We start from the raw sequence: 21,809 nt of genomic DNA, 5'->3' as shown, positions 1-21,809 counted from the left end.
GCCGAGATTAGACCACTCTAAGCGCCGCGCCGCTCGGAGCGGATCAGCGCGCGAACTCCGCCCGCACTCCGATCAGCCGGACGGGCCGGTCGTGCGCGAACCGCTCCAGCACGTCCAGCGCCGCGGCAGCGAAGACGTCCGGATCGCTGGTCGGGGTGGCCAGCGTCGCGCTGCGGCCGTGGGTGAAGAACGGCGCGAACCGCACCTTCACCCCCACCCGGACGGCGGGGCGGCCCTCGGCGGCGAGCTCGGCCGCCACCTGCCGGGCGAGGGTCTCGGCGGCGGCGCGGACCTGCGCCCAGTCGGCGAGGTCGGCCTGGAACGTCGTCTCGTGCCCGAGGGAGCGCCGCACCCACGGCTCTCCGACGACCTCCGTCCGGCCGACGCCGCGCCCGAGCTGCACCATCCACGGGCCGGTGGCCGGCCCGAGCCGGGCGGCGAGTGCGGCCGGGTCCGCGGCGGCCAGCTCCGCGACGGTGTGCAGGCCCAGCTCGGCGAGCTTGCGCCCGGTCTTGCGGCCGATGCCCCACAGCGCCTCGACGGACCGTTCGCCCATCACGGCGAACCAGTTCTCGCGGGTCAGCCGGTAGATCCCGCCCGGCTTGCCGAACCCGGTGGCGAGCTTCGCCCGCAGCGTGTTGTCGCCGATCCCGACCGCGCACGACAGCCCGCTCGCCGCCCGCACCGCGGCCTGGGCGCGGCGGGCGAACCCCTCCGGATCCGCCGTGCGCACCCCGACGAACGCCTCGTCCCAGCCGAGCACCTCGACCACCACCCCGGGCAGCGCCCGCAGCGCGGCCATGACCTGCTCGGACGCCGCGTCGTAGGCGGGGGCGTCGGTGGGCAGGAACACCGCGTCCGGGCAGCGCTTCGCCGCGGTGCGCAGCGGCATCCCGGAGCGGACGCCGAACTCCCGTGCCTCGTACGACGCGGTGGCGACGACGGCCCGCTCCGTCGGATCCCCCCGCCCGCCGACGATCACGGGCCTCCCGGCCAGCTCGGGGCGGCGCAGGACCTCGACCGCGGCCAGGAACTGGTCGAGGTCGACGTGCAGCACCCAGGGACGGGTCACGTCTCGTCGATGGTCGGCTCGCGCTCCAGCGTCGGGTCGGCCGGGCCGGTGTCCGCCGGATCGAGGGTGTGGACGTCCTCGGGGCGGACGTGCTCGTCGGCCGGGCTGCGCAGCGACCGCACCGCGGAGTTGACGACGGCGAGCAGCGGTACCGCGAGGAGGGCACCGGCGATGCCGCCCACGAGCAGCCCGGTCGCGATGGCGAGCACCACCGCGAGCGGGTGCAGCTTGACGGCGCGGCCGAGCAGGAGGGGCTGCAGGACGTGGCTCTCCAGCTGCATCACCGCGATCACCACGGCCAGCACGATCAGCGCGGAGACCACGCCGTTGGCGACGAACGCGATGAGCACGGCCACCGCGCCTGCGACCACGGCACCGATGATCGGCACGAACGCGCCGAGGAACACGAGTGCGGCCAGCGAGAAGGCGAGCGGCACCCCGAGGATGCCGAGCGCCATGCCGATCGCGACGGCGTCCACGACGGCGACGACGGTCGTGGCGCGCACGTAGCTCACCAGCGCGGTCACCGCCCGGCGCCCCGCGACGTCGACCCGGCGGCGGACGGGAGCGGGCGCGGCCCGGATGAGGAAGCGCCAGATCTGCTCGCCGCCGTGCAGGAAGAAGATCAGGGTGAACAGCACGAGCAGGAACTCGGTGAGGATCTGCCCGATCGTCGCCGCGGTGGTGAGCGCACCCGCGGTGAGGGCGGCCTGGTTGGCGTCGAGGGTGGCCAGCAGCTGGTCGCGGGCGGCTCCGAGCTGGGCGGGGCTGAGCCGCAGCGGCCCGGCGGTGAGCCAGTCCACGACCGTGTCGACGCTCACCGAGAGCTGGCTCGTGACCTGCGGGAGCCCGGACACGAACGTCCGCACGACGAACGTGAGCACGCCGCCGAGCGCGGCGAGCCCGCCGACCATCACCAGTGCGGTGGCCGGGCCGCGGGGCACCCGTCGCTGCTCCAGCCAGCTCACCGCGGGGGAGAGCAGGGCGGCGAGCAGCAGCGCGATCGCGACGGGGACGACGACCGGGGCCAGGTAGGCCACGACGACGCCGAGGACGTAGAGCGCGGCCGCGACCACCAGGACCCGCCAGCCGAGCGCGGCGGCGAGCCGCAGCGCGCGGGGCACGTGCTCGGTGACGTCCACCGGCGGTGGCGTCGGTGGCGTCGGTGGCGTCTCGGCGGTGTCGGGCAGCAACGGTTCGGGTGCCGGGGCCATCGCGGCGCCCGCCCGGCGCTGGGCGGCGCGCGCCGCGGCGCGGGCGACGTCGCGGGCCGAGCGCCTGCCCGGCCGGGGGTCGGGCTGGTCGTGGCCGGGCCGGTCGGAGGCGCCGGGTCGGGCCCGGCGGGCCCCGTCCGCATCCCCGGTGCCCGGGTCGGACCGTCGGTCCGTCGTGGCCATCGTGTCTCCTCCCGGCGCTCGCGGCCATCGTGCTACCCGGCGGCGGTGCGACCCAACCCGACACGTCCGGGTGGTCCGACCGGGGCGGGCGCACGTCGGGGCCGCGCCGCGGCCCACGTCGTCCCGCCGACGACGGCGGCGATGCCGACCAGCCCGGCGAGGCCGAGCGGCTCGCCGAGCACGAGCGCGGCGAGCAGCACGGCCGTGACCGGTTCGAGGGTGGTGAGCAGCATCGTGTCGCGGACGATGAGGGTGGCGAGGCCGCAGGTCCACAGCAGGTACGCGGCTGCGGTGGCCGCGAGCCCGAGCCAGGCGACGCCGAGCAGGGCGTCCGTCCCGGGCGCGGTGATCCCGCCGACCAGGGCGAGAGCGGCCACGAGCGGCACCGCGGCGCCGAAGACCGTCGCCACCGCGGCGAGCGGGGGCCGGTCGCGGCCCAGCTCCCGCAGTACCGCGCCGTAGACGGGGAACCCGCAGCCCGCGGCGATCGCCATCGCCCACCCGACCGGGTCGGCCGACCAGCCGCCGCTGCCGAGCAGCGCGATCCCCGCGACCACGACGGCGACGCCGGCCACCCACCGCTGCGTGAGCCGCGCCTGTCCCCGGACGTGGTCGAGCAGCCCGGCGGCGACCGGGCCTGCCGCGATCGCCAGCACGGTCGCCTGCCCGACCCCGAGCCGGGCGACCGCGGCGAAGAACCCGGCCTGGAACCCGACGACCGTCAGCCCGCCGAGCAGGACCGCCCCGGGCCGCACCGGGTAGCGCCACGGTGCGCACCCGAGGAGGCGGGCGAGGAGCACCAGCGCCGACCCGCCGACGATCAGCCGCCATGCGGCGACCGAGAGCGCGTCCAGCCCCGGCGCGTGGCGCTCTGCGACCGTGGCGGAGGTGCCGAAGAGCATCGCCGCCGACCCGACGGCGAGGACGGCGGTGCCGCGCGCGGAGATTCTCACGCCGAGAACGCTACGTCGCCGGACGGGGCAGGCGATTGCCTCTTCTCCCGGCTCAGGACGATAGAGGAGGATTTCCTGTCGTGGATCGCATTGATCGTGAAATCCTCTACCAGCTCCAGCTGGACGGCCGGATGCCGAACAACGAGCTGGCCGACCGCGTGGGCCTCTCCCCGTCGCCGTGCCACCGCAGGGTCCGCCAGCTCCGGGACACCGGCGTGATCCGCCGCTTCACCACCGTCCTCGACCCCACCGCGATCGGCCGCGGCTACGAGGTGCTGCTGTGGGTGACGCTGCGGACGGTCACGCGCGAGACGATGGCGGCCGTCGAGGCCGCGTTCGAGCGCCTCGACGAGGTGGTGGAGGCGCACCGGATGATGGGCCAGCCCGACTACCTGATCATGGTGGCGGTCCCGGACGCGGCGGCGTTCGAGGCCTTCTACATCGACACGCTGGCGGCGCTGCCGGACATCGAGCGGCTCACCTCGATGACCACGATGAAGACGATCAAGCGGGGCGGGCCGTTGCGCAGTCTCCGGCGATGACCGGGTTGGTGGCACCTCTACACTGCGCTCCGTGACGAGCCCCGTGACGACCTCGCGTGCCGCCCGTGTCCTTCTCGCCGCCGCCGCGGCGCTCCTGCTCGCCGGGTGCGGGGCGACGGGGAGCACCGGCAGCACCGGCAACACCGACAGCACCGGCACCGGCACCGCCGGCAGCACCGCCGACACCACCACGTCGAGCAGCTCGGCCACGAACTGCGATCTCTCCGGCTGCACCATCACCTTCCAGCGCCGCGGCGACGGGACCGTGTCGGTCTTCGGGGTGAACGCCCGCCTCGTCTCGGTGGACGAGGGGTCGGCCCGGATCGAGGTCGCGGGCCGGACGATCGTCGTCCCGGTGGGGTCGACGACGCAGGCCGAGGGCTTCACCGTCGGCGTCGAGCGGGTGACCGACACCGAGGTGGTCGTCCGGGTCACCCGCTAGGGCGTGCCTGCGGCCGCGGCCGGGGTGAGCGCCGCGGTGGCTAGGGTGCTCGCCATGCGGTGGAGTGTCGGGTTCGGGGCGGAGACGGGCGACGACGAGGAGCTGGCGGCGTGATCAGGCTCGGCACGCTCGCGGGCTACTCCTTCGAGGGCCCGCGCGTCCTCGGTGGCTGGACACCTCCGTCGGGGCCGGGCGTGTACGCGATCCTCTACAAGCCGGACCCGGAACGGGAGCGCTACGCCGTCGTCTACGTGGGTGAGGCACCCGATCTCGCCGCCGTCGGGTTCCCCTTCCGGCACCGCCGCGCCGCCTGCTGGACACGCCGCGCAGGGGGGAAGTGGCGGGTGCACGTCGCGCACCTGGCGGTGCCGGGCGACACCGGGTCGCAGCGGGCGGCGATCGTCCGCGAGCTCGTCGCGCTCTACGAGCCGCACTGCAACGAGCAGCGGTTCGACAGCGGCTGGCGCGAGGAGTGGATCGGCGAGTACTCGGACGCGCCGAACACCGCGCCGCTGCCGCCCACCGATCGCGGGCAGGCCCGTCCACCGGCGTGACGTCACGCGGCCTCGGCCGCCCACCGGACGTGCGCCGCCGGGGATTCGCGTGCCACCGGCCGGCGCGAGGGCGCGGTCGTCGACTCACGACGGTAGTCGCGATCTGAGACACCCGTCGCCGTGCGGGGATGGCAAGCTCGCCTGATCGCGGCCGCGGCAGGCGAAGGAGCCTCGATGACGAGTCCCGGGTCGGACCCCGAGTCCGGTGTCACCCTGACGTCCTGGCATCACCACATGTTCGCCGCGATCGGCCGATGGCCCTGGCTGCGTGACCTCAACGACCAGGTCACAGCCGTGGTCGGCCCGCTCTACGACCGCTACCGCGACACGTTGGCCGTCGAGCTGATGCACGGCGGCCGCTGGGCCGGGCACGCGCTGCACCCGGCGCTGTCCGACCTGCCGATCGGCTTCTGGTCGGCCACCGTCGTGCTCGACGCCCTCGGCAAGGACGGGCAGGGCGGTGGCACGGACGGCGGCAGAGACGGTGGCACGGACGGCGGCAGAGACGGTGGCACGGGCGGTATGGACGCCGCCGCCACGCTCACCGCGGCGGGCCTCGTCTCGGCCGCGGCGACCGCCGTCACCGGGGTGGCCGACTGGAACGTGAGCGACGACGAGGACCGGCGCATCGGGCTCTTCCACGGCGTGCTCAACCTGGGCGCGATGGTCCTGCAGGGCGCGTCGCTGGCCGCACGCCTGCGCGGGCACCGCGCGACGGCGCGCACGCTCGGCGCCGCCGGGATGGCGGCCGTCACCGCGGCGGGCTTCGTGGGCGGGCACCTCGTCCAGGGCCGAGCGGCCATGGTGAACCGGGTCGCGTCGTCGTCCGGGCCGACCCGCTGGGTGCAGGCCGTCGAGGACGCCGACCTGGCCGACGGTGTCCCGACCGCCGTGGAGGTGGAGGGACGCAAGGTCTTCCTGTGCCGCAGCAACGGGGCGGTCCACGCTCTGGACAACGTGTGCAGCCACGCGGGCGGCCTGCTCAGCCGCGGCGAGATCGACGGCCGCGTCGTGACGTGCCCCCTGCACGGGGCGCGCTTCGACCTGCGCACGGGCCAGGTCGCCCGCGGCCCCGCCCACACGGCCCAGCCCGTGCTCCCGACCCGGGTGCGCAACGGCTGGATCGAGGTCCGGGGCTCCCAGCCCCGCTCCAGGCGTGCGAAGAGCTAGGAGAGGAGCACGGCATGGCATGGGAAGCGGTCGCGGATCTGGACCAGCTGGAGGAGGGCGACATGATGGTCTGCCACATGAACGGCGAGCCCATCTGCATCGTCCGGCTCTACGAGGACGAGGTCGCCGCGGTGCACAACACCTGCACCCACCAGCAGCAGCCGCTCAACGAGGGCTACCTCCAGGAGGACGACACCCTCATCTGTCCCGCGCACAACTCGCGGTTCGACCTGCGTACGGGCGAGCCGACGGGCGTCCCGGCCGTCACCCCGATCCCGGTGTACGCAAGCAAGATCGAGGACGGCGCGATCTGGGTCGATCCGGAGCAGCAGCTCAACGACGCCCCGATCCCGCACAAGCCCTACCACTAGCTGCTCGCGGCTGCGGTCACCCGATCGGTGATCGGCCCGCACCCCGGATCTCCGGCCGCTCGTTGGGTGGCCGGAGATCGCGCGCGAGCGCGACGGGAGCGTCGGGAGTGCGGATGAACGTGAAGCGCGGGGTCGCCGCAGCGGTGGCAGCGGCGACAGCGGTGACGGGGATCGCGATCGGGATGGCGGCGCCCGCCTTCGCCGTGGACGAGAACGTCCCGCCCGCCGACGCCACCACGGCGCCGGTGACCACGAAGCAGTGCACCGACGGCGCGGGCAAGGCCGACTTCGACGGCACCGGCACCCGCTACTGCGCCGGTGGCGAGCACGACGGCAGCCCGATCGCCGAGGCGGGTGCCAAGCCCGGCGTCGAGCCCGGCGCCCAGCCCGCGGCGCCGGCCCAGCCGCAGGCTCCCGGCCTGCCGGGGCTCGGTGGCCTGCTCGGCGGCTGATCCCGCCACACACTCGACAGGGCCATGGCTCTCGGCCCCGGGTGCGTCGTACGTTGTGGGGTAGGCCCACCCCCGGAGGTAGCGATGGCGCTCGAACGGTTCCAGATGCTGATCGCGGGCAAGGCGGTCGACGCCCTGTCCGGCCGCACGTTCGAGTCGCAGAACCCGTATACCGGCGAGCCGTGGGCCGTGCTGCCCGACGGCGGCCCGGAGGACGTGGACGCGGCCGTCGCCGCGGCGCGCGCCGCGTTCGAGGGCGAGTGGGGCCAGACCACGCCGTTCGCCCGCGCCGCGTCGATGCGCCGCCTCGCCGACCTGATCACGGCGAACGCGGAGCGGCTCGCGCGCCTGGAGGTCAACGACTCCGGCAAGCTGTTCCGCGAGATGATCGGCCAGCTCAACGGGCTGGGTGCCTGGTACCAGTACTACGCGGGCGTGGCGGCCACGACGGAGGGCCGCCAGATCCCCACGCCCAACCCGAACTACCTCGTCTACACCCGCCGCGAGCCGGTCGGGGTCGTCGCGGCGATCACGCCCTGGAACTCGCCGCTGCTGCTGATGAGCTGGAAGCTCGCCCCCGCGCTCGCCGCAGGCTGCACGATCGTGATCAAGCCGTCCGAGCACGCTCCGGTGTCGACGCTCGGGTTCGCCGAGCTGATCGACGAGGCGGGTATCCCGCCCGGGGTCGTCAACGTCGTCACGGGGCTCTCGCGCGAGACGGGGGCGTCCCTCGCCGCGCACCCGGGCGTGGACAAGGTCGCGTTCACCGGCTCGACCGCCACCGGGCGTGCCGTCGCCCACGCGGCCGCCGAGAACATCAACAAGGTCACCCTCGAGCTGGGTGGGAAGTCCCCGCAGATCGTCTTCCCGGACGCCGACCTCGCCGCCGCCGCTAACGGCATCGTCGCGGGGGTCTTCGCCGCCACCGGCCAGACGTGCATGGCAGGCTCGCGGCTGATCGTGCACCGTGACGTGCACGACGAGCTGGTCGCGCTGGTCGCCGAGCGGGCCTCGCGGATCAGGCTGGGCGACCCTTTCGACCCCGAGACCGAGATGGGGCCGGTTGCGAACGCGCCCCAGTACCAGAAGGTGCTGGGCTATCTGGAGACGGCGAGGTCGGAGGGCGCCACCGTCGCGTACGGCGGTGCGGCCGAGTCCGGGCTCGGCGGCCTGTTCGTCAGGCCGACGGTGCTCACCGGGGTGACGGCGGAGTCGACGGTGGTGCGCGAGGAGGTGTTCGGGCCGGTGCTCGCCGCGCTCACGTTCACCGACGAGGACGAGGCGCTCAAGCTCGCCAACGACACCCCGTACGGGCTGGCCGGTGCCGTGTGGACGAAGGACGTGCACCGCGCCCACCGGGTGGCGGGCAAGCTCCGTGCGGGCACGGTGTGGATCAACGCGTACCGCGTGGTGGCGCCGAGCGTGCCGTTCGGCGGCTTCGGCTGGAGCGGCCTGGGCCGCGAGAACGGCGTGGACGCGGTGAACGAGTACACGGAGAACAAGTCGGTGTGGGTGGAGCTCACCGGCGGCACGCGGGACCCGTTCACCCTGGGCTGACTGCGAGGATGGTCAGGCGGGCGCCCGCTACATCCAGTAGTCGTTCGCCGCGGCGATCGTCGCGAACTCCGTCGCGACGACCTGTGCGGCGATGAGCAACGCCATCGAGTCGAGGGCGTACTCGGCGCGCAGCTTCTCGCGCTCGTCGGCATGTGGCTGGGTGAGCCTGATCGTCCGCCTGGACAATTGCACCGCGAGCTCCCGCCCTTCCTCCGGACTGCTCGTCTTGAGCGATCCGCCGGGAACGAGCTCGAACGTGTCGGTCATCGCCTTCTCACTTGTCGCAGCTGCGATCGGGTGGTCGGGAGGTCGCGCGTCCGGGTGGCGGGCGGCCGGCGAAGGCCGCCCGCCAACATCGGGGACGCGATTCCTGGATCGGATTCCCGGTGCGGCCTACTTGGTTCGGCCGGGAACGGTGCCGATGCCCTCCATCTCCTTGGTGAACGGGACGAACTCGTGGTTCATGACGGCCCGCGGGTCGAACGACGGGTCGGCCATCACGCCGTGCACGCGCCGGCGCTGCATGCCGAAGTTGCCGGCGTCGTACAGCGGGAAGACCGCGGCCTCCCGCAGCCACCGGTGGAACGGGTACTTCTTGTCGAGCGAGTTGACGCCCACGACCTGCATGCACTTGTAGACGCAGTCGAAGAGCATCTCGCTGCACAGCACCTTGTTCATCGCTCCGATGAGCTCGCCGTGGTAGTCGTGCGTGTCGAGGTAGTGGGCGGTCTTGAAGCAGTACGCGCGCGCCGCGTCGATCTTCGCGGCGACGTCCCCGAGGACGTATCCGGGGTACTGGTAGTTGATGATGGGCTTCGGGCCGCCCGCCGTGTAGGTCTTCGCGAACTCCAGGGCGGCCTCGTACGCGGATCGGGCGATGGCGACCGCGCCGATCCCCGCCACCGGCCCGGACCACGCGAAGTTCCGGTTGATCAGCAGGTCGCCGTTCCCGGCGGTCCCCTCGATCAGGTTCTCGGCCGGCACCCGGGCGTTGTCGAAGGTGATCTCGCCGTTCGGCGCGCTGCGCTGGCCGGACGTGCTGATCATGCCGTAGGTGACGCCGGGTGTGCCCCGCTCGACGATGATCGCCGAGAGCCCCTCCGTGCCGCCGACCGACGAGTCGGTCCGCACGACGACGAGGTTCAGGTTCGCGCCCTGCATGTCCCAGCCGGCCACGTTGCAGGGCCAGTACTTGCGCCCGTTGAGGACGTACTCGTCGCCGTCGCGGGTCGCCGTCACCGCCATGCCCGCGCCGTCCACGGCCGGCGCGTCGAAGTTCGCAGTGCCGCCGGGGGAGCCGGGAGGCTCGCTCGCCGCGTACCCCACGATGAACTCACCGGAGGCGTCGGAGGTCGCCCGGCTGATGAAGCGCCGCTTCTGCTCCTCGGTGCCGTAGTACCACACCGGCATCAGGCCGAGGCCGTTCACCAGCAACGTGGTGCCGAACCCGGGGTCGACCGCCTGGATCTCCTCCGCCGCGATGACGAAGTCGACGTTGGAGAGCCCGCCGCCCCCGTACTCCTTCGGGAGCATCGCCCAGGACATTCCGAGCTTGCAGGCCTCGGTGTACGCGGGCTTCAGCATCTGGAATCCGGTGAGCGGATCCGGCTCCTCGTCGACCGCCGCCGTGATCGGCGCCAATACCTCCTGGGCGAACTCGCGCGCACCACGCTGGATCTCGCGCTGTGCCGGTGTGAGGGTGAAATCGATAGCCACAAAGGCCTCCTCATCCAGGGAATGCGGTCATGTGCCGGTGCCGAGTATCACGACCCCGCTCTGCGCCGGAAACCATCCGGAACGGAGAGCGCCGAGGCGGGCATGAACGGTTCCGTGGGAGGCACCAACGGCGCCTCCACGGCCCCCGGTGACCCCGGGGGCGTGGGCGTCGACGACCCGCGTCACAGCCCGAGGAGCCGCCGCACGACCTCGGTGCTGCGCCTCGACACGGGAATGGTCTCCGACCCGATCTCGTCCGTGCTCAACGCGATGAGTCCATGACCCTTGTGGTGTATCCGCCGCACCCGTCCGGGGTTGACGACGAAACTGCGGTGAACCCTGATGAAGCCGTACCGCGCCAGCTCGCGCTCGACGGTGAGCATGCCCTTCGCGGCGGCCCTGACCCGGCCGAGGTCGGTCACCAGCCAGACGATGTGCCGGCTCGCCTCGGCATACCGGATCTCCTTCGGATCGAGCAGGAGCACGGAATCCCCGGAGAGGGCGGCGATCCGGTTCGGGTGGTCCTGCGCGGCTTCGGTCGCGGACGCCACGGCGACGTCCTGGGCGGCGGCCCGCCCGCGGCTCGCCAGGATCCAGCCGGCGAGCCCGGCTGCGCCGTACACCGGCGTGATGCGGTAGAGATCGGGGCGCCCGAACGGGTGCCCGATCACCGCGGTGCCCGTCCAGTCCGGGTCCGCGGCGGCGAGCGGAGCGGACCGGGCGGCGACGGTGTGCAACGGGGTGCGGGCCGGGCAGCGGCGGGAGGTCGGATCGAGCAGGAAACCCGGTGGGAGGCCGCGGATCTCCCGCCGCACGGCCTCGCTCGCCGTGATGACGTTGCCGGCCACGTCGAGCCCCAGCACCCGTCCCCCGCGCGTGAAGGTCTCCAGGGCGAATCTCTCGGCCACGGCCGTCGCGTCGCGAAAGGCGTTCCGCAACAGGCGGCGGCGCGCCGGCACCATCCCGGAGTCCAGCTTCTCGACGAGCCGCGTGATGCGCGCCTCCGAGTGCGACGAGACGTTGAGGGCCCCGACCGGACGGCCCGTCACGGGGTCGTGGAGCGCGACCCCCAGGCAGGTCCACCCGTGCATGTCCTGGCGCCAGTGCTCGGGGCCGCGGACCACGACGGGACGTTCCTGCAGCAGGGCCGTCCCCATCCCGTTGGTTCCGTGTCTCGACTCCGGCCACAGCGCGTCCGGCTCGAGGTCGCTCCTGGCGGCCAGCGGCCGGAGCTCCGGCGCCGTCTCGCTCCTGAGGATCCGGGCATGCGCATCGGTCACCGTCGCGAGGCAGTTGCCGACGCCCGCCACGATGTCCGAGGCGAGTTCGCCGAGCAGGACGTACACGTCCGCGTGGCGGGGCACCGGTTCGTCGTGCCTCGTGTGCGCCGGACGGCTCGGCGCGATGGGGTCGACGTGGTGGGTGTCCCGGCACCGGTACCAGGAACGGAGCACGCAGGGCGGAACGATCGCGGTCGCGGCTTCGTCGTCGCCCTTGACGAAGTGCTCCCAGGCCGACAGCGTCTCGCGGCGCCGCGCCCTGACGGCCGATCCGGCCGCGAGGTCGGATCGATCCCCTGAGGAGACGGCCAGCTTCATGCCCCGCACCTACCGTCCCGCGCCGGCCGCGCCGCGCTCGACATGTGCTTCCTCCCCAACGGGTGGCGATGCGTTCGACCTCACCGGGTTTCCGCTGAGGCCGAGGGCGCCGCGCAGCCCCAGGTCGTTGGCGGCGAGGTCGTCGAGGGTGGCGCCGTCGAGCACGGCGAAGTAGGAGTCCAGGGCCCGGGCGAAGACGCTGCGGGCCCCGCACACGCCGGCGATGCGGCAAAACCGCGCCGCACCCAGACATTCCACGACGGCGAAGTCGTCCTCCATGGCGCGCATGACGTCGCCGAGGCTGATGCCGTCGGGTCGGCGCGTCAGCTGGACCCCGCCGCCGCGGCCACGGGTGGTCTGCACGAGACCCGCGGCGGCCATCCGCCGGACGACCTTGTCGAGATGGTGGCGCGAGATGCGGTGCGCGGCGGCGATGCCGGCGATGGAGCCGCGGCGTCCCGGTGCGACGCGCAGGTACATGAGGACGCGGAGCGCGTAGTCCGCATGGTTCGTGTGCTTCACGATTCGGCTCGCCAGGATCGGTGGGTCGGACGGGCCGCGGCGGGTGCGCGGTCGCCCGCGCGGTGGCGTGGTGCTCGACCACGGTCGAGATCATGATCGACAGTTAAATCGGCATCTCGGATGCTACTTTGCGCCGGGGCGAGCTGCAAGGGTCGACCGAGGCCGACCACGCCGGGTGCGGCAGGGTCGTGCACCGTCGGGGCCCGCCCCGGCTACAGCTGCCAGGTGAGCGCGGCGTGCGGCTCGTAGCGGCACGTCGTACCCGTGACGACGCTCCGGTTCAGGTGCTCGCCCAGCTCGGGCAGTTCCGCCGCGATGCGCCGGATCGCGTCCCGCAGCCGGGCGGTGACGGCCTTGCGGGCGCGTTCGGTGGTGCCTGCGCCCAGGGCCCGGGTGCGTCCGCCGAGGCCCTGAGCGCGCGACAGCTGGGCGACGAGCGCCCGGCGCTCCGCCGCGACGCGTGCCGCGCTGGCCGGGTCCGGCCCCGCCGCGAGCACCCGGTCCAGCTCGGCGACCCGGCGGCGGTAGCGGGTGCGGGCGGTGTCGTCGAGGACGGGGCCGGAGTCGTCGTCGCGGTGGACGGCACCCGCCAGCGTCAGGACGTGCACGTCGTGGCCGGCCCGGGCGATCAGCACGACGAGATCGGCCAGCCCCTTGAGGTCGCGCAGATGCGCGGAGCTGCCGTGGTGCCGGACGAACCACAGCTCGCCGTCGCGGCGCAGCTCGGCGTCGGCCGCGGTCCGGGTGGCGCGCGCCCGCGCCAGCCGCGCCGCCACCGCGCCGAGACCCAGCTCGGCCGCCAGCTCGCCTGCCCGCTCGGCGTGACCCGGCACGCCGAGCAGCGCCAGCTCCGCGGCGGTCTCCGCCTCCCATGCCGCCGCGCCGAGCCTGCGGTGCACGTCGAGAGCCTGCTCCAGCCGGTGTCGGGCGTGGTCCGGGCGGCCGAGCGCACCCGCCACGAGACCCGCCCAGTGCGCGTTGCTCCCGACGAAGCACACCAGCGCCCCGTTGACCCCGCACGCGTCCGCGACCGGTTCCAGCTCGGCGAGCAGCTGGGCGCAGACGGCCGCGTCCCCGAGGCGGGCCGCGGCCGTCGCCATCCCGCCGACGAACACCGGCCACAGGTACGAGCGGTCCTCGCGCCAGCGGTCCATCGCCGTGACGGTGTCGAGGGCCCGGCGGGCGGCGGGGAGGTCGCCGGCGAGTGCGAGGAAACCGGCGGCCACGGCGTGCGCGTGTGACGGCACCCCGACCCAGTGCGCGACGGCGGCCGCCGCGGCGGCGCGCAGCTCACCCGGCTCGCCCCGGGCGCGCGCCAGGCCCACGACCTGCGACATCCGGACGTTGCCCGTGTCCGGCTCGCCGATCCGCTCGCCGAGCGCGCCTGCCTCGTCGATCAGCGCCGCCGCGTCGGCGAGCCGGCCGTCGAGCAGCGCGACGGCGGCCCGCCGGGTGAGCACGAGATAGGTGTGGCGGGGCTGCCCGAGGCGCTCCGTGGCGTGCAGGAACTCCGTCAGCGGTCCGCGGAAGCCCGGTGACCCGGCCTCCAGCATCGCGTTCGCGGTGAGCAGCAGACCCTCGGCGTGCCGCTCCGCGTCGCCCGCACGGTCCGCGAGCTCGGCGATCTCGCGCGCGATGCCCACGCGTTCGGCCGCGCGCCCCGGCGTCCAGAGGACGTCGTGGCGGGCGAGCAGGCAGGTGGCGAGTGTGGCCGGGTCGGCGAGCCGCCGCGCCAGGCCGAGCGCGTGCTCGGACAGCGGGCGGGCCCGCGCGCGGTGCTCCGGCACCGAGTGGTGCAGCTCCCGGGCGACGGCGGCGACGAGCTGGGCCTCGACGGTCGTACCCGAGCCCTCGACGGCCGCCCGGGCCTGTTCCAGCACCCCGACCACCTCGTCGCGCGGCATCGCGAACCGCGATCCCAGCCGCTGCACGCCCAGGGCCACGCGGGCGAGCCGCTCCGCGTCGCGCAGGGCCGCGGCTCGTTCGCGGGCGTCGTCGAGCAGGTCGCGGGCCCGGCCGGGATCGCCCCCGCGGGCACGGGCGTCGGCCTCGTCCACGAGCAGGTCGACGAGCAGGCCACCGGTGGTGCCCTGCGCACCGCGGCCACCGCCCTGCTCGACGGCGGCGCGGGCGCGGCGCAGGTGCGCGGCGGCCTCGTCGAACGCCAGCCGTCCCCGCTCCGCCGCCGCGGCCGCCCGGGCCCACGCCACGGCGCGTTGCGGCCCGTCGATCGCCACCGCCTCCGCGCAGTGCCGGGCGACGTCCGCCGGGTCGACGGCGAGCCCGCGCTCGTGCCGGCGTTCCAGCGCGTCGGCGACGGCCCGGTGCAGCGCGAGCCGTTCCGGCCCCGTCAGGGTGGACCGGACGGTCTCGCGGACGAGGTCGTGGGCGAGACGGTGACCCGACCCGCCGGTCCGGACGAGGACGCCCGCGCGGCACGCCTCGTCGACCAGATCCGCGGTCGTCGCGGGATCGGTGTCGAGGATCTCGGCGAGCAGGTCGGGCCGTACCTCGTTGCCGGTGACGGCGGCGGCCTCCACCAGAGACCTGGCGGCGGGGGAGAGCCGCTCGACCCGGTGCAGCACCACGTCGCGCACCGCGGGCGGGACGGCGTCCGGCAGCGCGCCGGGCTCGGCGAGCAGGTCCGCCAGCTGGCGCGCGAAGAAGGGGTGCCCGTCGCAGCGGCGGTGGATCTCCGTGGCCCACTCCCGGGCCGTCGCCTCACCCGCGGTGTCGGCGACCAGCTCCCGCACCTCGTCCGCCGACAGACCGCGCAGCTCGACCAGCTCGCCGCGCGCCATCGGCCCGGCGAGGACCCGCGCGGCGGGGCCGGGCAGCTCGTCGTGGCGGAAGGCGCCGACCAGCGCGAGCGCCACCGGCCGGTGGGGCCGGGTGACGAAGTCCAGCAGCTCCAACGACGACGGGTCGGCCCAGTGCAGGTCATCGAGCACGACGAGGAGCGGGCGGTGGCGGGCGAGCCGCTCCAGGAACCGGGCGACGGCGTCGAACAGCCGCAGCCGGGCCGCGTCGGAGTCGGGGGGGTCGCCGCCGGCGCCGCCGCCCAGCTCGGGCAGCAGCCGCGCCAGGTCGGCCGTCTCGGCGCCGGCCAGCGCCGTCACGGCCTCGCGATCCAGGCCTGCCAGCGCGGCGCGCAGCGCCACCGTCCACGGCCAGAAGGCGGGCAGCCGTTCGGCACACGTGCCCCAGGCGACGGCGAGGTCGCTGCGCGTGGCCGCCGCGGCGACCAGCGTCGTCTTCCCGATCCCGGCCACGCCGGTGACCAGCGCCAGCCGGGCCTCACCGGCTGCCGCCTCCGCGAGCACGGCGAGTATGCGGGCGAGCTGCCGGGAGCGCCCGACGAGGGCCATGCCGTCGATTCTGCCGCGTCGCGCAGGGCCGGAGGGCGATCGGGTGCAATCGCCAGACGGGATCTGGCGGCCGGACGCGGGGATCTGGCGCCTCCTGTGTGAGGACGGCGATCCGATCACGGGGAGGAACCCATGTCCGTCACCTTCGACCCGATGCACTACAAGCGGACCACCCGCGCCCAGTGGGAGGACGCCGCCGCTGCCTGGCACGACTGGGGCCCCGCCCTGGAGGCCTGGCTGGCCGAGGCGACGACCGCGATGCTCGACGGCGCCGGGGTGCGCGCGGGCGCGCGGGTCCTCGACGTCGCCGCGGGCGCGGGCGGGCAGTCGCTGGCCGCCGCCCGGCGGGGTGCGTCGGTGCTGGCCACCGACCTCTCGCCGGCGATCCTGGAGCATGCCGCCGCCGACGCGGCCCGCGAGGGCCTGGACGTCACCACCCGGGAGGTGGACGGCGAGGCGCTCGACGTCGCTCCGGCCGAGTTCGACGCCGTGATCTCCCGGCTCGGCCTGATCTACCTGCCCGACCGGCGGCGCGCCCTCGCCGGCATGTACCGGGCGCTGGCCCCGGGCGGGCGGATCGCCGCCGTCGTCTACTCGACGGCCGAGCGGAACGCGTTCTTCGCCATCCCGGTCTCGGTCATCCGCAGACGGGCGGCACTGCCGCCGCCCGCGGCGGGCCAGCCCGGGCCGTTCAGCCTCGGCGGGCCGGGGGTGCTGGAGGCCGAGCTGCGCGACGCGGGGTTCCGGGACGTCGGCGCGCGGACGCTGGACGCGCCCCTGCGGTTGCCGAGCGCCGCGGAGTGCGTCCGCTTCGAGCGGGAGTCCTTCGGTGCGCTGCACCAGATGCTCGCCGGTCTCGACCCGGCCGGGCGGTCGCAGGCGTGGGCGGAGATCGCCGAGGAGCTCGCGCGCTTCGAGGGGCCCGACGGGTTCGCCGGGCCCTGCGAGCTGATCGTCGCATGGGGCACGAAGTGACGGTGCGGGTCGCGGCCGTCCAGGCCACGCCGGTGTTCCTGGACCGCACTGCGACGATCGAGCGGGTCGCCGAGCTCACCGCGAAGGCGGCGGCGGAGGGCGCCGCGATCGTCGCGTTCCCCGAGGCGTTCGTGCCCACCTACCCGGACTGGGTGTGGCGGGCGCCCGCCTGGCGCGACCGGGCGCTCTACGACGCGCTGGCCAGGGAGTCGGTGACGGTGCCCTCGCCCGAGACCGACCGGCTGGGCGAGATCGCCCGCGCCGCGCAGGTCTGGCTCACCGTCGGGGTGAACGAGCGGGCAGGGGGCACCCTCTACAACACGCTGCTCTACCTCGCGCCGGACGGCTCCGTCGCGGGCCGGCACCGCAAGCTCGTCCCGACTGGTGGCGAGCGCACCGTCTGGGGCGGGGGCGACGGGTCGACGATGCCGGTGTTCGACACCCCGGCCGGCCGCCTCGGCGGGCTCATCTGCTGGGAGAACTACATGCCGCTCGCCCGGACGGCGCTCTGGGCGCGGGGCGTCGAGGTGTACCTCGCGCCGACCTGGGACTCCGGCGACGCGTGGCAGGCGACGATGCGCCACGTCGCGCGGGAGGGGCGCGCGTACGTGCTGGGGGTGAACTCGTTCCTGCGCGGGTGCGACGTGCCCGCGTCGGTGCCGGACCGCGACGCCCTGTGGGGCGGTGCCGAGGACACGATGTCGCGCGGCGGCACCGTGATCGTCGACCCGTACGGTCGCGTCCTCGCCGGGCCGCTCTTCGGCGAGGAGGGGATCCTGGTCACAGAGATCGACCCGGCGGTGCTGCGGGCCGCCCGTCGCGAGTTCGACCCGGTCGGCCACTACGCGCGCCCGGACGTCTTCACCCTCACCGTCGACACCACCGCCCGGCCGCCTGCCCGGTTCACCGCAGGCTGACCGTCGAGAACGACACTGCGCTGATCAACAGGGCCCCGCGAGCTGCACAAGGTCGTTCTCGACGGGGCCCGCTCCCGCCGAACCGGTCCGGCACGGGACGGCTGGCTGCTCGTACCGGCCACGGGCGCGACCCTGACCGACGCCGACGTGCAGCAGCTGCGCGATGCCGACCAGCGGTGACCCGGCGGAGCTTCTGGTCGACACCAGCGTGGCCGTCGCCCTGAGCGTGGCCGACCACGAGGGACGTGCGGCGTGCCGCGTGATCGTCGAGGGGAGCCGGATCGGGTCCGCGGACGCCGACGGCCCGGGGCACGTGACCCCGGGCCGTCAGCACGTCCGGCGCCGGGCCGCTCGGGGTGGGAGCGCCAGGCCGTCGGATCGGCTCAGCTGGCGTAGGCGCGCAGCCGGTCCGCCCGCTCACCGATGCGCAGCTTGGCCATCACCTCGCGCTCGATCTGGCGCACCCGCTCGCGGGAGAGCCCGAACCGGCGGCCGATCTGGTCCAGCGTGCGCGGCTGGCCGTCGTCGAGGCCGTAGCGCATCCGGATCACCTGCTGCTCGCGGTCCTCCAGCGTGGCGAGCACCCGGCGCAGGTCGTCGTGGAGCAGGTGGGAGATGACGGTGGTCTCGGCGTCGGCGGCCTCGCCGTCCTCGATGAAGTCGCCCAGCGGGGCCTCCTCCTCGGAGCCGACGGGCATGTCCAGGCTGACCGGGTCCCGCGCGTGGTCGAGCAGGTCCGAGATCTTCTCCTCGGGGATGCCCGACTCCGCGGCGAGCTCGGCGTGCGTGGCGTCGCGACCGAGCTGCTGGTGCATGTCGCGGCGGATCCGGGCGAGCTTGTTCACCTGCTCGACCAGGTGGACGGGCAGCCGGATCGTCCGGGCCTGGTCGGCCATGCCGCGGGTGATGGCCTGGCGGATCCACCACGTGGCGTAGGTCGAGAACTTGAAGCCCTTGGCGTAGTCGAACTTCTCCACCGCGCGGATGAGCCCGAGGTTGCCCTCCTGGATCAGGTCCAGCAGCGGCATCCCGCGGCCGGTGTAGCGCTTCGCGAGCGACACGACGAGCCGCAGGTTGGCCTCGAGCAGGTGGTTGCGCGCCCGCTCGCCGTCGCGGACGACGGCCCGCAGGTCGGCGGAGTACTGCTTGTCGAGCTCCTCGTGGCTGTCCAGGACGTGCTGGGCGAACACGCCGGCCTCGATCCGCTTCGCGAGATCGACCTCCTGCGCGGCGGTGAGCAGTGCGGTCTTTCCGATACCGTTGAGGTAGACGCGGACGAGGTCGGCCGCGGGGCTCTGGGCGTCGAGGTCGTCGGCCGACACCTCGACACCGCGGGTGCGCTGGACCGGGATGACAGCCCCGGCCTCGTGCGTCACGGTCATGCTTCCTCCCCTGGTGGCCCGGCCGGGGCGGTCGTGCCATGTCCCGCCGGGGCTCTCACAGGGGAGAACGCAGCGCGCGCACGATCCGTTCCCGGGGTCGCGGGCTGCGACCCGGTGCGTGACCCGACTCACGCACCGGACCGGGTGAAGGTTCAGCCCACGAGTGGTAGGCGCTCGCCTGCCGACAGGTCGTGCACCGCCGACATGAGCACGGGCCAGTCGTCGCGCAGGGCGTTGCGCCCCATGAACAGGCCCAGGTGGCCGCCCGCAGCGAGCCGCACGGTGACGTTCTCGGGCGGGGTGCCCACGGCGTCGGCCGCGGCGAAGAGCTGCGCGGGCGGCGTGATGTGGTCGGCAGCGCCCGCGAGCAGGAACAGCGGGCAGGTGACGTTCGCGAGGTCGGCGCGGCGGCCCTCGACGATGAGGTCGCCGCTGATCAGCTTGTTGTGGACGAACAGGTTCTCCACGAGCCAGAGGTAGAACGCGCCGGGGATGTCCTGGGTGTGCTTGAACCAGTCCTCGAACACCCGGTAGCGCTCGACGTGCTCGGTGTCGTCGAGGTGGTGCAGCAGGTCCAGCTGGCGCCCGATCTCGGACTGCGGCTGGATGTGGATGAAGTTCGCGAGGGCGGCCCGGCCGGACATCAGGCCGCCGTTCAGCGCGACGAGCGCGCGGTAGGGCACCATCCCGAGCAGGCCGTGCAGCGCCTTCGTGGTCGAGGCGATTACGGAGTCACCGGCGTGGAAGTCGATCGGTGCGCCGGCCAGGATGAGGGTGTGCACCCGGTCCGGGTGCAGCGCCGCGTAGATGGCGGCGAGCCAGCCGCCCTGACAGTTGCCGACGAGGTTGACGCGCCCGCCCATGAGCTCGACGGAGCGGTCGATGACGTCGAGGTAGTCGGTGATCGTGATGTGGCGGGTCGCGCGGGTGGCGGGCCGCCAGTCCAGCACGGAGACGCGGGTGAGCCCGGCCTCGCGAATGACCTTCACCTGGCTCTGGGCGGGGGAGAAGTCGACGACGGTGGACGAGTGCCCGGCCTGCGGGGGCAGCACGAGGGTCGGCACGAGGCGGTCCGTGGAGCCGTCGGTCGAGCCGTCGGTGGAGCCGTCGGAGAAGTCCAGGAGGTGCGCGAACGGCGTGCGCATCACGGTGCGGTGGCGCAGGTGCCAGTGCGGGACGCGGCGGTCCAGCATCGTGCCCCACCAGCGCAGGGCCTGCCCCGCGGCGTCGACGGGGGAGGACAGGGGCAGCGCGCGAGGTGCCCTGCTCAGCTCCGCGAGCCCGCGCGCCGTCGTCGCGGCGTGGTAGCGGGCGAGGTGAGCGACAGCGCCGACGGTGTGGCGGGCGGCGTCGATGCCGAGCGTCATGGTGACCTCCGGTCGAGTGCTACCGAACGGTAAGTTCTCTGCTACCGGACGGTAACCTGTGCTCGGCATGTCGAGCAATGGGAACCATCCCGAACGGCGGTGATCGGCGTGGCCAGGGATACACCGTGACCCCGGTAGTTACCAGCTGGTACGGGGAATGCTGAAGGTCGACTCAGACGACGAAGACGGGAGACGAGACGTGGCATCAGCGCGGATCCGGTCCGACGACACGGCCCACGACACGGTCGACATGCCGGTCGACCTCGCGACGGCGACGGCGACGCTGCGTGAGACGGCATCGGAGATGGCGACGACGCTGCGTGACCTGCTCGACCCGGACGGGGCGCGGGCCACCCTCGATCCGGCCGGCTTCGCCGACGCGCTCGCCGAGGCCGCCCGTGCGCTCGCCGCACGGCCGCTCCCGGCGGTCCGCAGCACCACCGAGCTCGCGACGGGGTCCGCCCGCGCGGTCCTGGCGGCGTGCGTCCGCGCGGTCGGCGGCGAGGACGACGGGCCCGCGACCCTGCCCGCGAAGGACCGGCGCTACGCGGACGCGGCGTGGGAGTCCAACGCGTGGTACTACCTCTGCCGCCAGGAGCATGCCCTGCTCGCCGCCTACCTGCGCGAGCTCGGCGACGGCGTCGCGGTGTCGCCGCAGGCCCGGAGGAAGATCGAGTTCCTGGTGCGGCAGGCCGTCGTCGCCGCCGAGCCGGTGAACTGGCCGTGGTCGAACCCGGCGATGCTCAAGAAGGCGGTCGACACCGGCGGGCTGAGCCTCGCCCGGGGCGCCCGCAACGCCGTCCGGGACGTGCTCACCAACCGCGGCATGCCCCGGCAGGTCACCCCGGGCACCTACGTCGTCGGCGAGGACCTCGCGGCGACCCCGGGCAAGGTGGTGTTCCGCAACCGGCTCATGGAGCTGATCCAGTACGAGCCGCAGACCGAGCAGGTGAACGAGATCCCGCTGCTCATGAGCCCGCCGTGGATCAACAAGTACTACATCATGGATCTCGCGCCCGGGAAGAGCCTCGTGGAGTGGGCGGTGCAGCACGGCCACACCGTCTTCATGATCAGCTATCGCAACCCGTCCGAGGACCTGCGGGACGTCACGATGAGCGACTACCTGCGCGAGGGGCCACTCGCCGCGCTGGACGTGGTCGAGGAGATCACCGGTGCGGAGCGGGTCAACGTCGCGGCGCTCTGCCTCGGCGGCACCCTCGCGACGGCCACCTGCGCATGGCTCGCCGCTCGCGGCGAGGACCGCGTCCACTCCCTCACGCTGATGAACACGCTGCTCGACTTCACCGCCCCGGGCCAGCTGGGCGTTTTCACCGACGAGCAGACCGTGGACCGGCTCGAGCGCAGCATGCAGCGCAGCGGCTACCTGCCCGCGTCGAGCATGAAGACCACCTTCGACCTGCTGCGGGCCACCGACCTGGTCTGGAACTACGTCG

At 74.1% G+C, this 21,809-nt stretch carries 20 protein-coding genes; 10 read left to right on the top strand and 10 right to left on the bottom strand.

The annotated features are described in order from the left end of the window. Window positions 1-43: 43 nt before the first annotated feature. From AB7J25_RS21890 to AB7J25_RS21880, 3 genes are read right to left on the bottom strand one after another with little or no spacing between them, the layout of a single operon-like run. Window positions 44-1,072, bottom strand: coding sequence for a DNA polymerase IV (locus tag AB7J25_RS21890; protein ID WP_428511574.1), 1,029 nt, complete (start codon window positions 1,070-1,072; stop codon window positions 44-46). Continuing rightward, window positions 1,069-2,469 carry an AI-2E family transporter gene (locus tag AB7J25_RS21885; RefSeq protein WP_428511572.1) on the bottom strand — a complete coding sequence of 467 codons (1,401 nt, stop codon included), beginning with the start codon at window positions 2,467-2,469 and terminating at the stop codon, window positions 1,069-1,071. The genes AB7J25_RS21890 and AB7J25_RS21885 overlap by 4 nt, the downstream gene beginning before the upstream one ends. A gap of 32 nt (window positions 2,470-2,501) precedes the next feature. Further along, window positions 2,502-3,422, bottom strand: a complete 921-nt coding sequence (locus tag AB7J25_RS21880; RefSeq protein ID WP_428511570.1) for a DMT family transporter — start codon at window positions 3,420-3,422, stop codon at window positions 2,502-2,504. Between the two features lie 80 nt (window positions 3,423-3,502). Between AB7J25_RS21880 and AB7J25_RS21875 the strand changes: the two genes are divergently transcribed. The 7 genes from AB7J25_RS21875 (at window position 3,503) to AB7J25_RS21845 (ending at window position 8,510) form a co-directional block, all read left to right on the top strand. After that, window positions 3,503-3,964, top strand: a complete 462-nt coding sequence (locus tag AB7J25_RS21875; protein ID WP_428511568.1) for an Lrp/AsnC family transcriptional regulator — start codon at window positions 3,503-3,505, stop codon at window positions 3,962-3,964. Between the two features lie 31 nt (window positions 3,965-3,995). Continuing rightward, a complete protein-coding gene (locus tag AB7J25_RS21870; RefSeq protein WP_428511566.1) occupies window positions 3,996-4,406 on the top strand; it encodes a hypothetical protein in 411 nt (136 codons plus the stop codon). 110 nt (window positions 4,407-4,516) lie between these two features. Next, entirely contained in the window at window positions 4,517-4,960 is a 444-nt protein-coding gene (locus AB7J25_RS21865) for a hypothetical protein (RefSeq protein ID WP_428511564.1), read from the top strand. Window positions 4,961-5,134: 174 nt separating this feature from the next. Beyond that, window positions 5,135-6,130, top strand: coding sequence for a Rieske (2Fe-2S) protein (locus AB7J25_RS21860; RefSeq protein ID WP_428511562.1), 996 nt, complete (start codon window positions 5,135-5,137; stop codon window positions 6,128-6,130). Between the two features lie 14 nt (window positions 6,131-6,144). Next, the gene (locus AB7J25_RS21855) at window positions 6,145-6,501 is read left to right on the top strand and encodes a Rieske (2Fe-2S) protein (RefSeq protein ID WP_428511560.1); all 357 of its coding nucleotides are present in this window, start codon (window positions 6,145-6,147) and stop codon (window positions 6,499-6,501) included. Between the two features lie 113 nt (window positions 6,502-6,614). Further along, window positions 6,615-6,953, top strand: coding sequence for a hypothetical protein (locus AB7J25_RS21850; RefSeq protein ID WP_428511558.1), 339 nt, complete (start codon window positions 6,615-6,617; stop codon window positions 6,951-6,953). 84 nt (window positions 6,954-7,037) lie between these two features. Beyond that, window positions 7,038-8,510, top strand: a complete 1,473-nt coding sequence (locus AB7J25_RS21845) for an aldehyde dehydrogenase (RefSeq protein ID WP_428511556.1) — start codon at window positions 7,038-7,040, stop codon at window positions 8,508-8,510. 27 nt (window positions 8,511-8,537) lie between these two features. On the opposite strand, the gene AB7J25_RS21840 is transcribed toward AB7J25_RS21845, so the two are convergent. The 5 genes from AB7J25_RS21840 to AB7J25_RS21820 form a co-directional block, all read right to left on the bottom strand. Next, a complete protein-coding gene (locus AB7J25_RS21840; RefSeq protein WP_428511554.1) occupies window positions 8,538-8,777 on the bottom strand; it encodes a hexameric tyrosine-coordinated heme protein in 240 nt (79 codons plus the stop codon). A 126-nt stretch (window positions 8,778-8,903) separates the two neighbouring features. Further along, window positions 8,904-10,226, bottom strand: coding sequence for an acyl-CoA dehydrogenase family protein (locus AB7J25_RS21835; protein WP_428511552.1), 1,323 nt, complete (start codon window positions 10,224-10,226; stop codon window positions 8,904-8,906). A gap of 182 nt (window positions 10,227-10,408) precedes the next feature. Beyond that, the gene (locus tag AB7J25_RS21830) at window positions 10,409-11,824 is read right to left on the bottom strand and encodes a LytTR family transcriptional regulator DNA-binding domain-containing protein (protein ID WP_428511550.1); all 1,416 of its coding nucleotides are present in this window, start codon (window positions 11,822-11,824) and stop codon (window positions 10,409-10,411) included. Between the two features lie 9 nt (window positions 11,825-11,833). Continuing rightward, on the bottom strand, window positions 11,834-12,346 hold the full coding sequence (locus AB7J25_RS21825) for an RrF2 family transcriptional regulator (RefSeq protein ID WP_428511548.1): 513 nt from the start codon (window positions 12,344-12,346) through the stop codon (window positions 11,834-11,836). A gap of 212 nt (window positions 12,347-12,558) precedes the next feature. Further along, complete coding sequence (locus AB7J25_RS21820) at window positions 12,559-15,714, bottom strand: ATP-binding protein (protein ID WP_428511546.1); 3,156 nt, start codon at window positions 15,712-15,714, stop codon at window positions 12,559-12,561. Window positions 15,715-15,846: 132 nt separating this feature from the next. On the opposite strand from AB7J25_RS21820, the gene AB7J25_RS21815 reads away from it, so the two are divergent. Beyond that, window positions 15,847-16,689, top strand: coding sequence for a class I SAM-dependent methyltransferase (locus AB7J25_RS21815; protein WP_428511544.1), 843 nt, complete (start codon window positions 15,847-15,849; stop codon window positions 16,687-16,689). Then, the gene (locus AB7J25_RS21810; protein WP_428511542.1) at window positions 16,674-17,606 is read left to right on the top strand and encodes a carbon-nitrogen hydrolase family protein; all 933 of its coding nucleotides are present in this window, start codon (window positions 16,674-16,676) and stop codon (window positions 17,604-17,606) included. The genes AB7J25_RS21815 and AB7J25_RS21810 overlap by 16 nt, the downstream gene beginning before the upstream one ends. 383 nt (window positions 17,607-17,989) lie before the next feature. On the opposite strand, the gene AB7J25_RS21805 is transcribed toward AB7J25_RS21810, so the two are convergent. Together AB7J25_RS21805 and AB7J25_RS21800 are read right to left on the bottom strand one after the other, a co-directional pair. After that, window positions 17,990-18,988 carry a sigma-70 family RNA polymerase sigma factor gene (locus AB7J25_RS21805; protein ID WP_428511540.1) on the bottom strand — a complete coding sequence of 333 codons (999 nt, stop codon included), beginning with the start codon at window positions 18,986-18,988 and terminating at the stop codon, window positions 17,990-17,992. 152 nt (window positions 18,989-19,140) lie between these two features. After that, on the bottom strand, window positions 19,141-20,355 hold the full coding sequence (locus AB7J25_RS21800) for an alpha/beta fold hydrolase (protein WP_428511538.1): 1,215 nt from the start codon (window positions 20,353-20,355) through the stop codon (window positions 19,141-19,143). 199 nt (window positions 20,356-20,554) lie between these two features. Between AB7J25_RS21800 and AB7J25_RS21795 the strand changes: the two genes are divergently transcribed. Further along, window positions 20,555-21,809: PHA/PHB synthase family protein (locus AB7J25_RS21795; RefSeq protein ID WP_428511536.1), on the top strand; the 1,255-nt coding region annotated here is incomplete at its 3' end.

The organism is Pseudonocardia sp. (assembly GCF_050246655.1).
GTDB lineage: Bacteria > Actinomycetota > Actinomycetes > Mycobacteriales > Pseudonocardiaceae > Pseudonocardia.
This window is presented reverse-complemented; position numbering and strand designations above follow the sequence as displayed.

What these genes read in the sequence shown, in the direction of transcription:
- AB7J25_RS21885 (WP_428511572.1), bottom strand. Translation starts at nt 2,469, where the DNA reads ATGGCCACGACGGACCGACGGTCCGACCCGGGCACCGGGGATGCGGAC.
- AB7J25_RS21860 (WP_428511562.1), top strand. Translation starts at nt 5,135, where the DNA reads ATGACGAGTCCCGGGTCGGACCCCGAGTCCGGTGTCACCCTGACGTCC.
- AB7J25_RS21855 (WP_428511560.1), top strand. Translation starts at nt 6,145, where the DNA reads ATGGCATGGGAAGCGGTCGCGGATCTGGACCAGCTGGAGGAGGGCGAC.
- AB7J25_RS21850 (WP_428511558.1), top strand. Translation starts at nt 6,615, where the DNA reads ATGAACGTGAAGCGCGGGGTCGCCGCAGCGGTGGCAGCGGCGACAGCG.
- AB7J25_RS21845 (WP_428511556.1), top strand. Translation starts at nt 7,038, where the DNA reads ATGGCGCTCGAACGGTTCCAGATGCTGATCGCGGGCAAGGCGGTCGAC.
- AB7J25_RS21840 (WP_428511554.1), bottom strand. Translation starts at nt 8,777, where the DNA reads ATGACCGACACGTTCGAGCTCGTTCCCGGCGGATCGCTCAAGACGAGC.
- AB7J25_RS21830 (WP_428511550.1), bottom strand. Translation starts at nt 11,824, where the DNA reads ATGAAGCTGGCCGTCTCCTCAGGGGATCGATCCGACCTCGCGGCCGGA.
- AB7J25_RS21820 (WP_428511546.1), bottom strand. Translation starts at nt 15,714, where the DNA reads ATGGCCCTCGTCGGGCGCTCCCGGCAGCTCGCCCGCATACTCGCCGTG.
- AB7J25_RS21815 (WP_428511544.1), top strand. Translation starts at nt 15,847, where the DNA reads ATGTCCGTCACCTTCGACCCGATGCACTACAAGCGGACCACCCGCGCC.
- AB7J25_RS21810 (WP_428511542.1), top strand. Translation starts at nt 16,674, where the DNA reads ATGGGGCACGAAGTGACGGTGCGGGTCGCGGCCGTCCAGGCCACGCCG.
- AB7J25_RS21805 (WP_428511540.1), bottom strand. Translation starts at nt 18,988, where the DNA reads ATGACCGTGACGCACGAGGCCGGGGCTGTCATCCCGGTCCAGCGCACC.
- AB7J25_RS21800 (WP_428511538.1), bottom strand. Translation starts at nt 20,355, where the DNA reads ATGACGCTCGGCATCGACGCCGCCCGCCACACCGTCGGCGCTGTCGCT.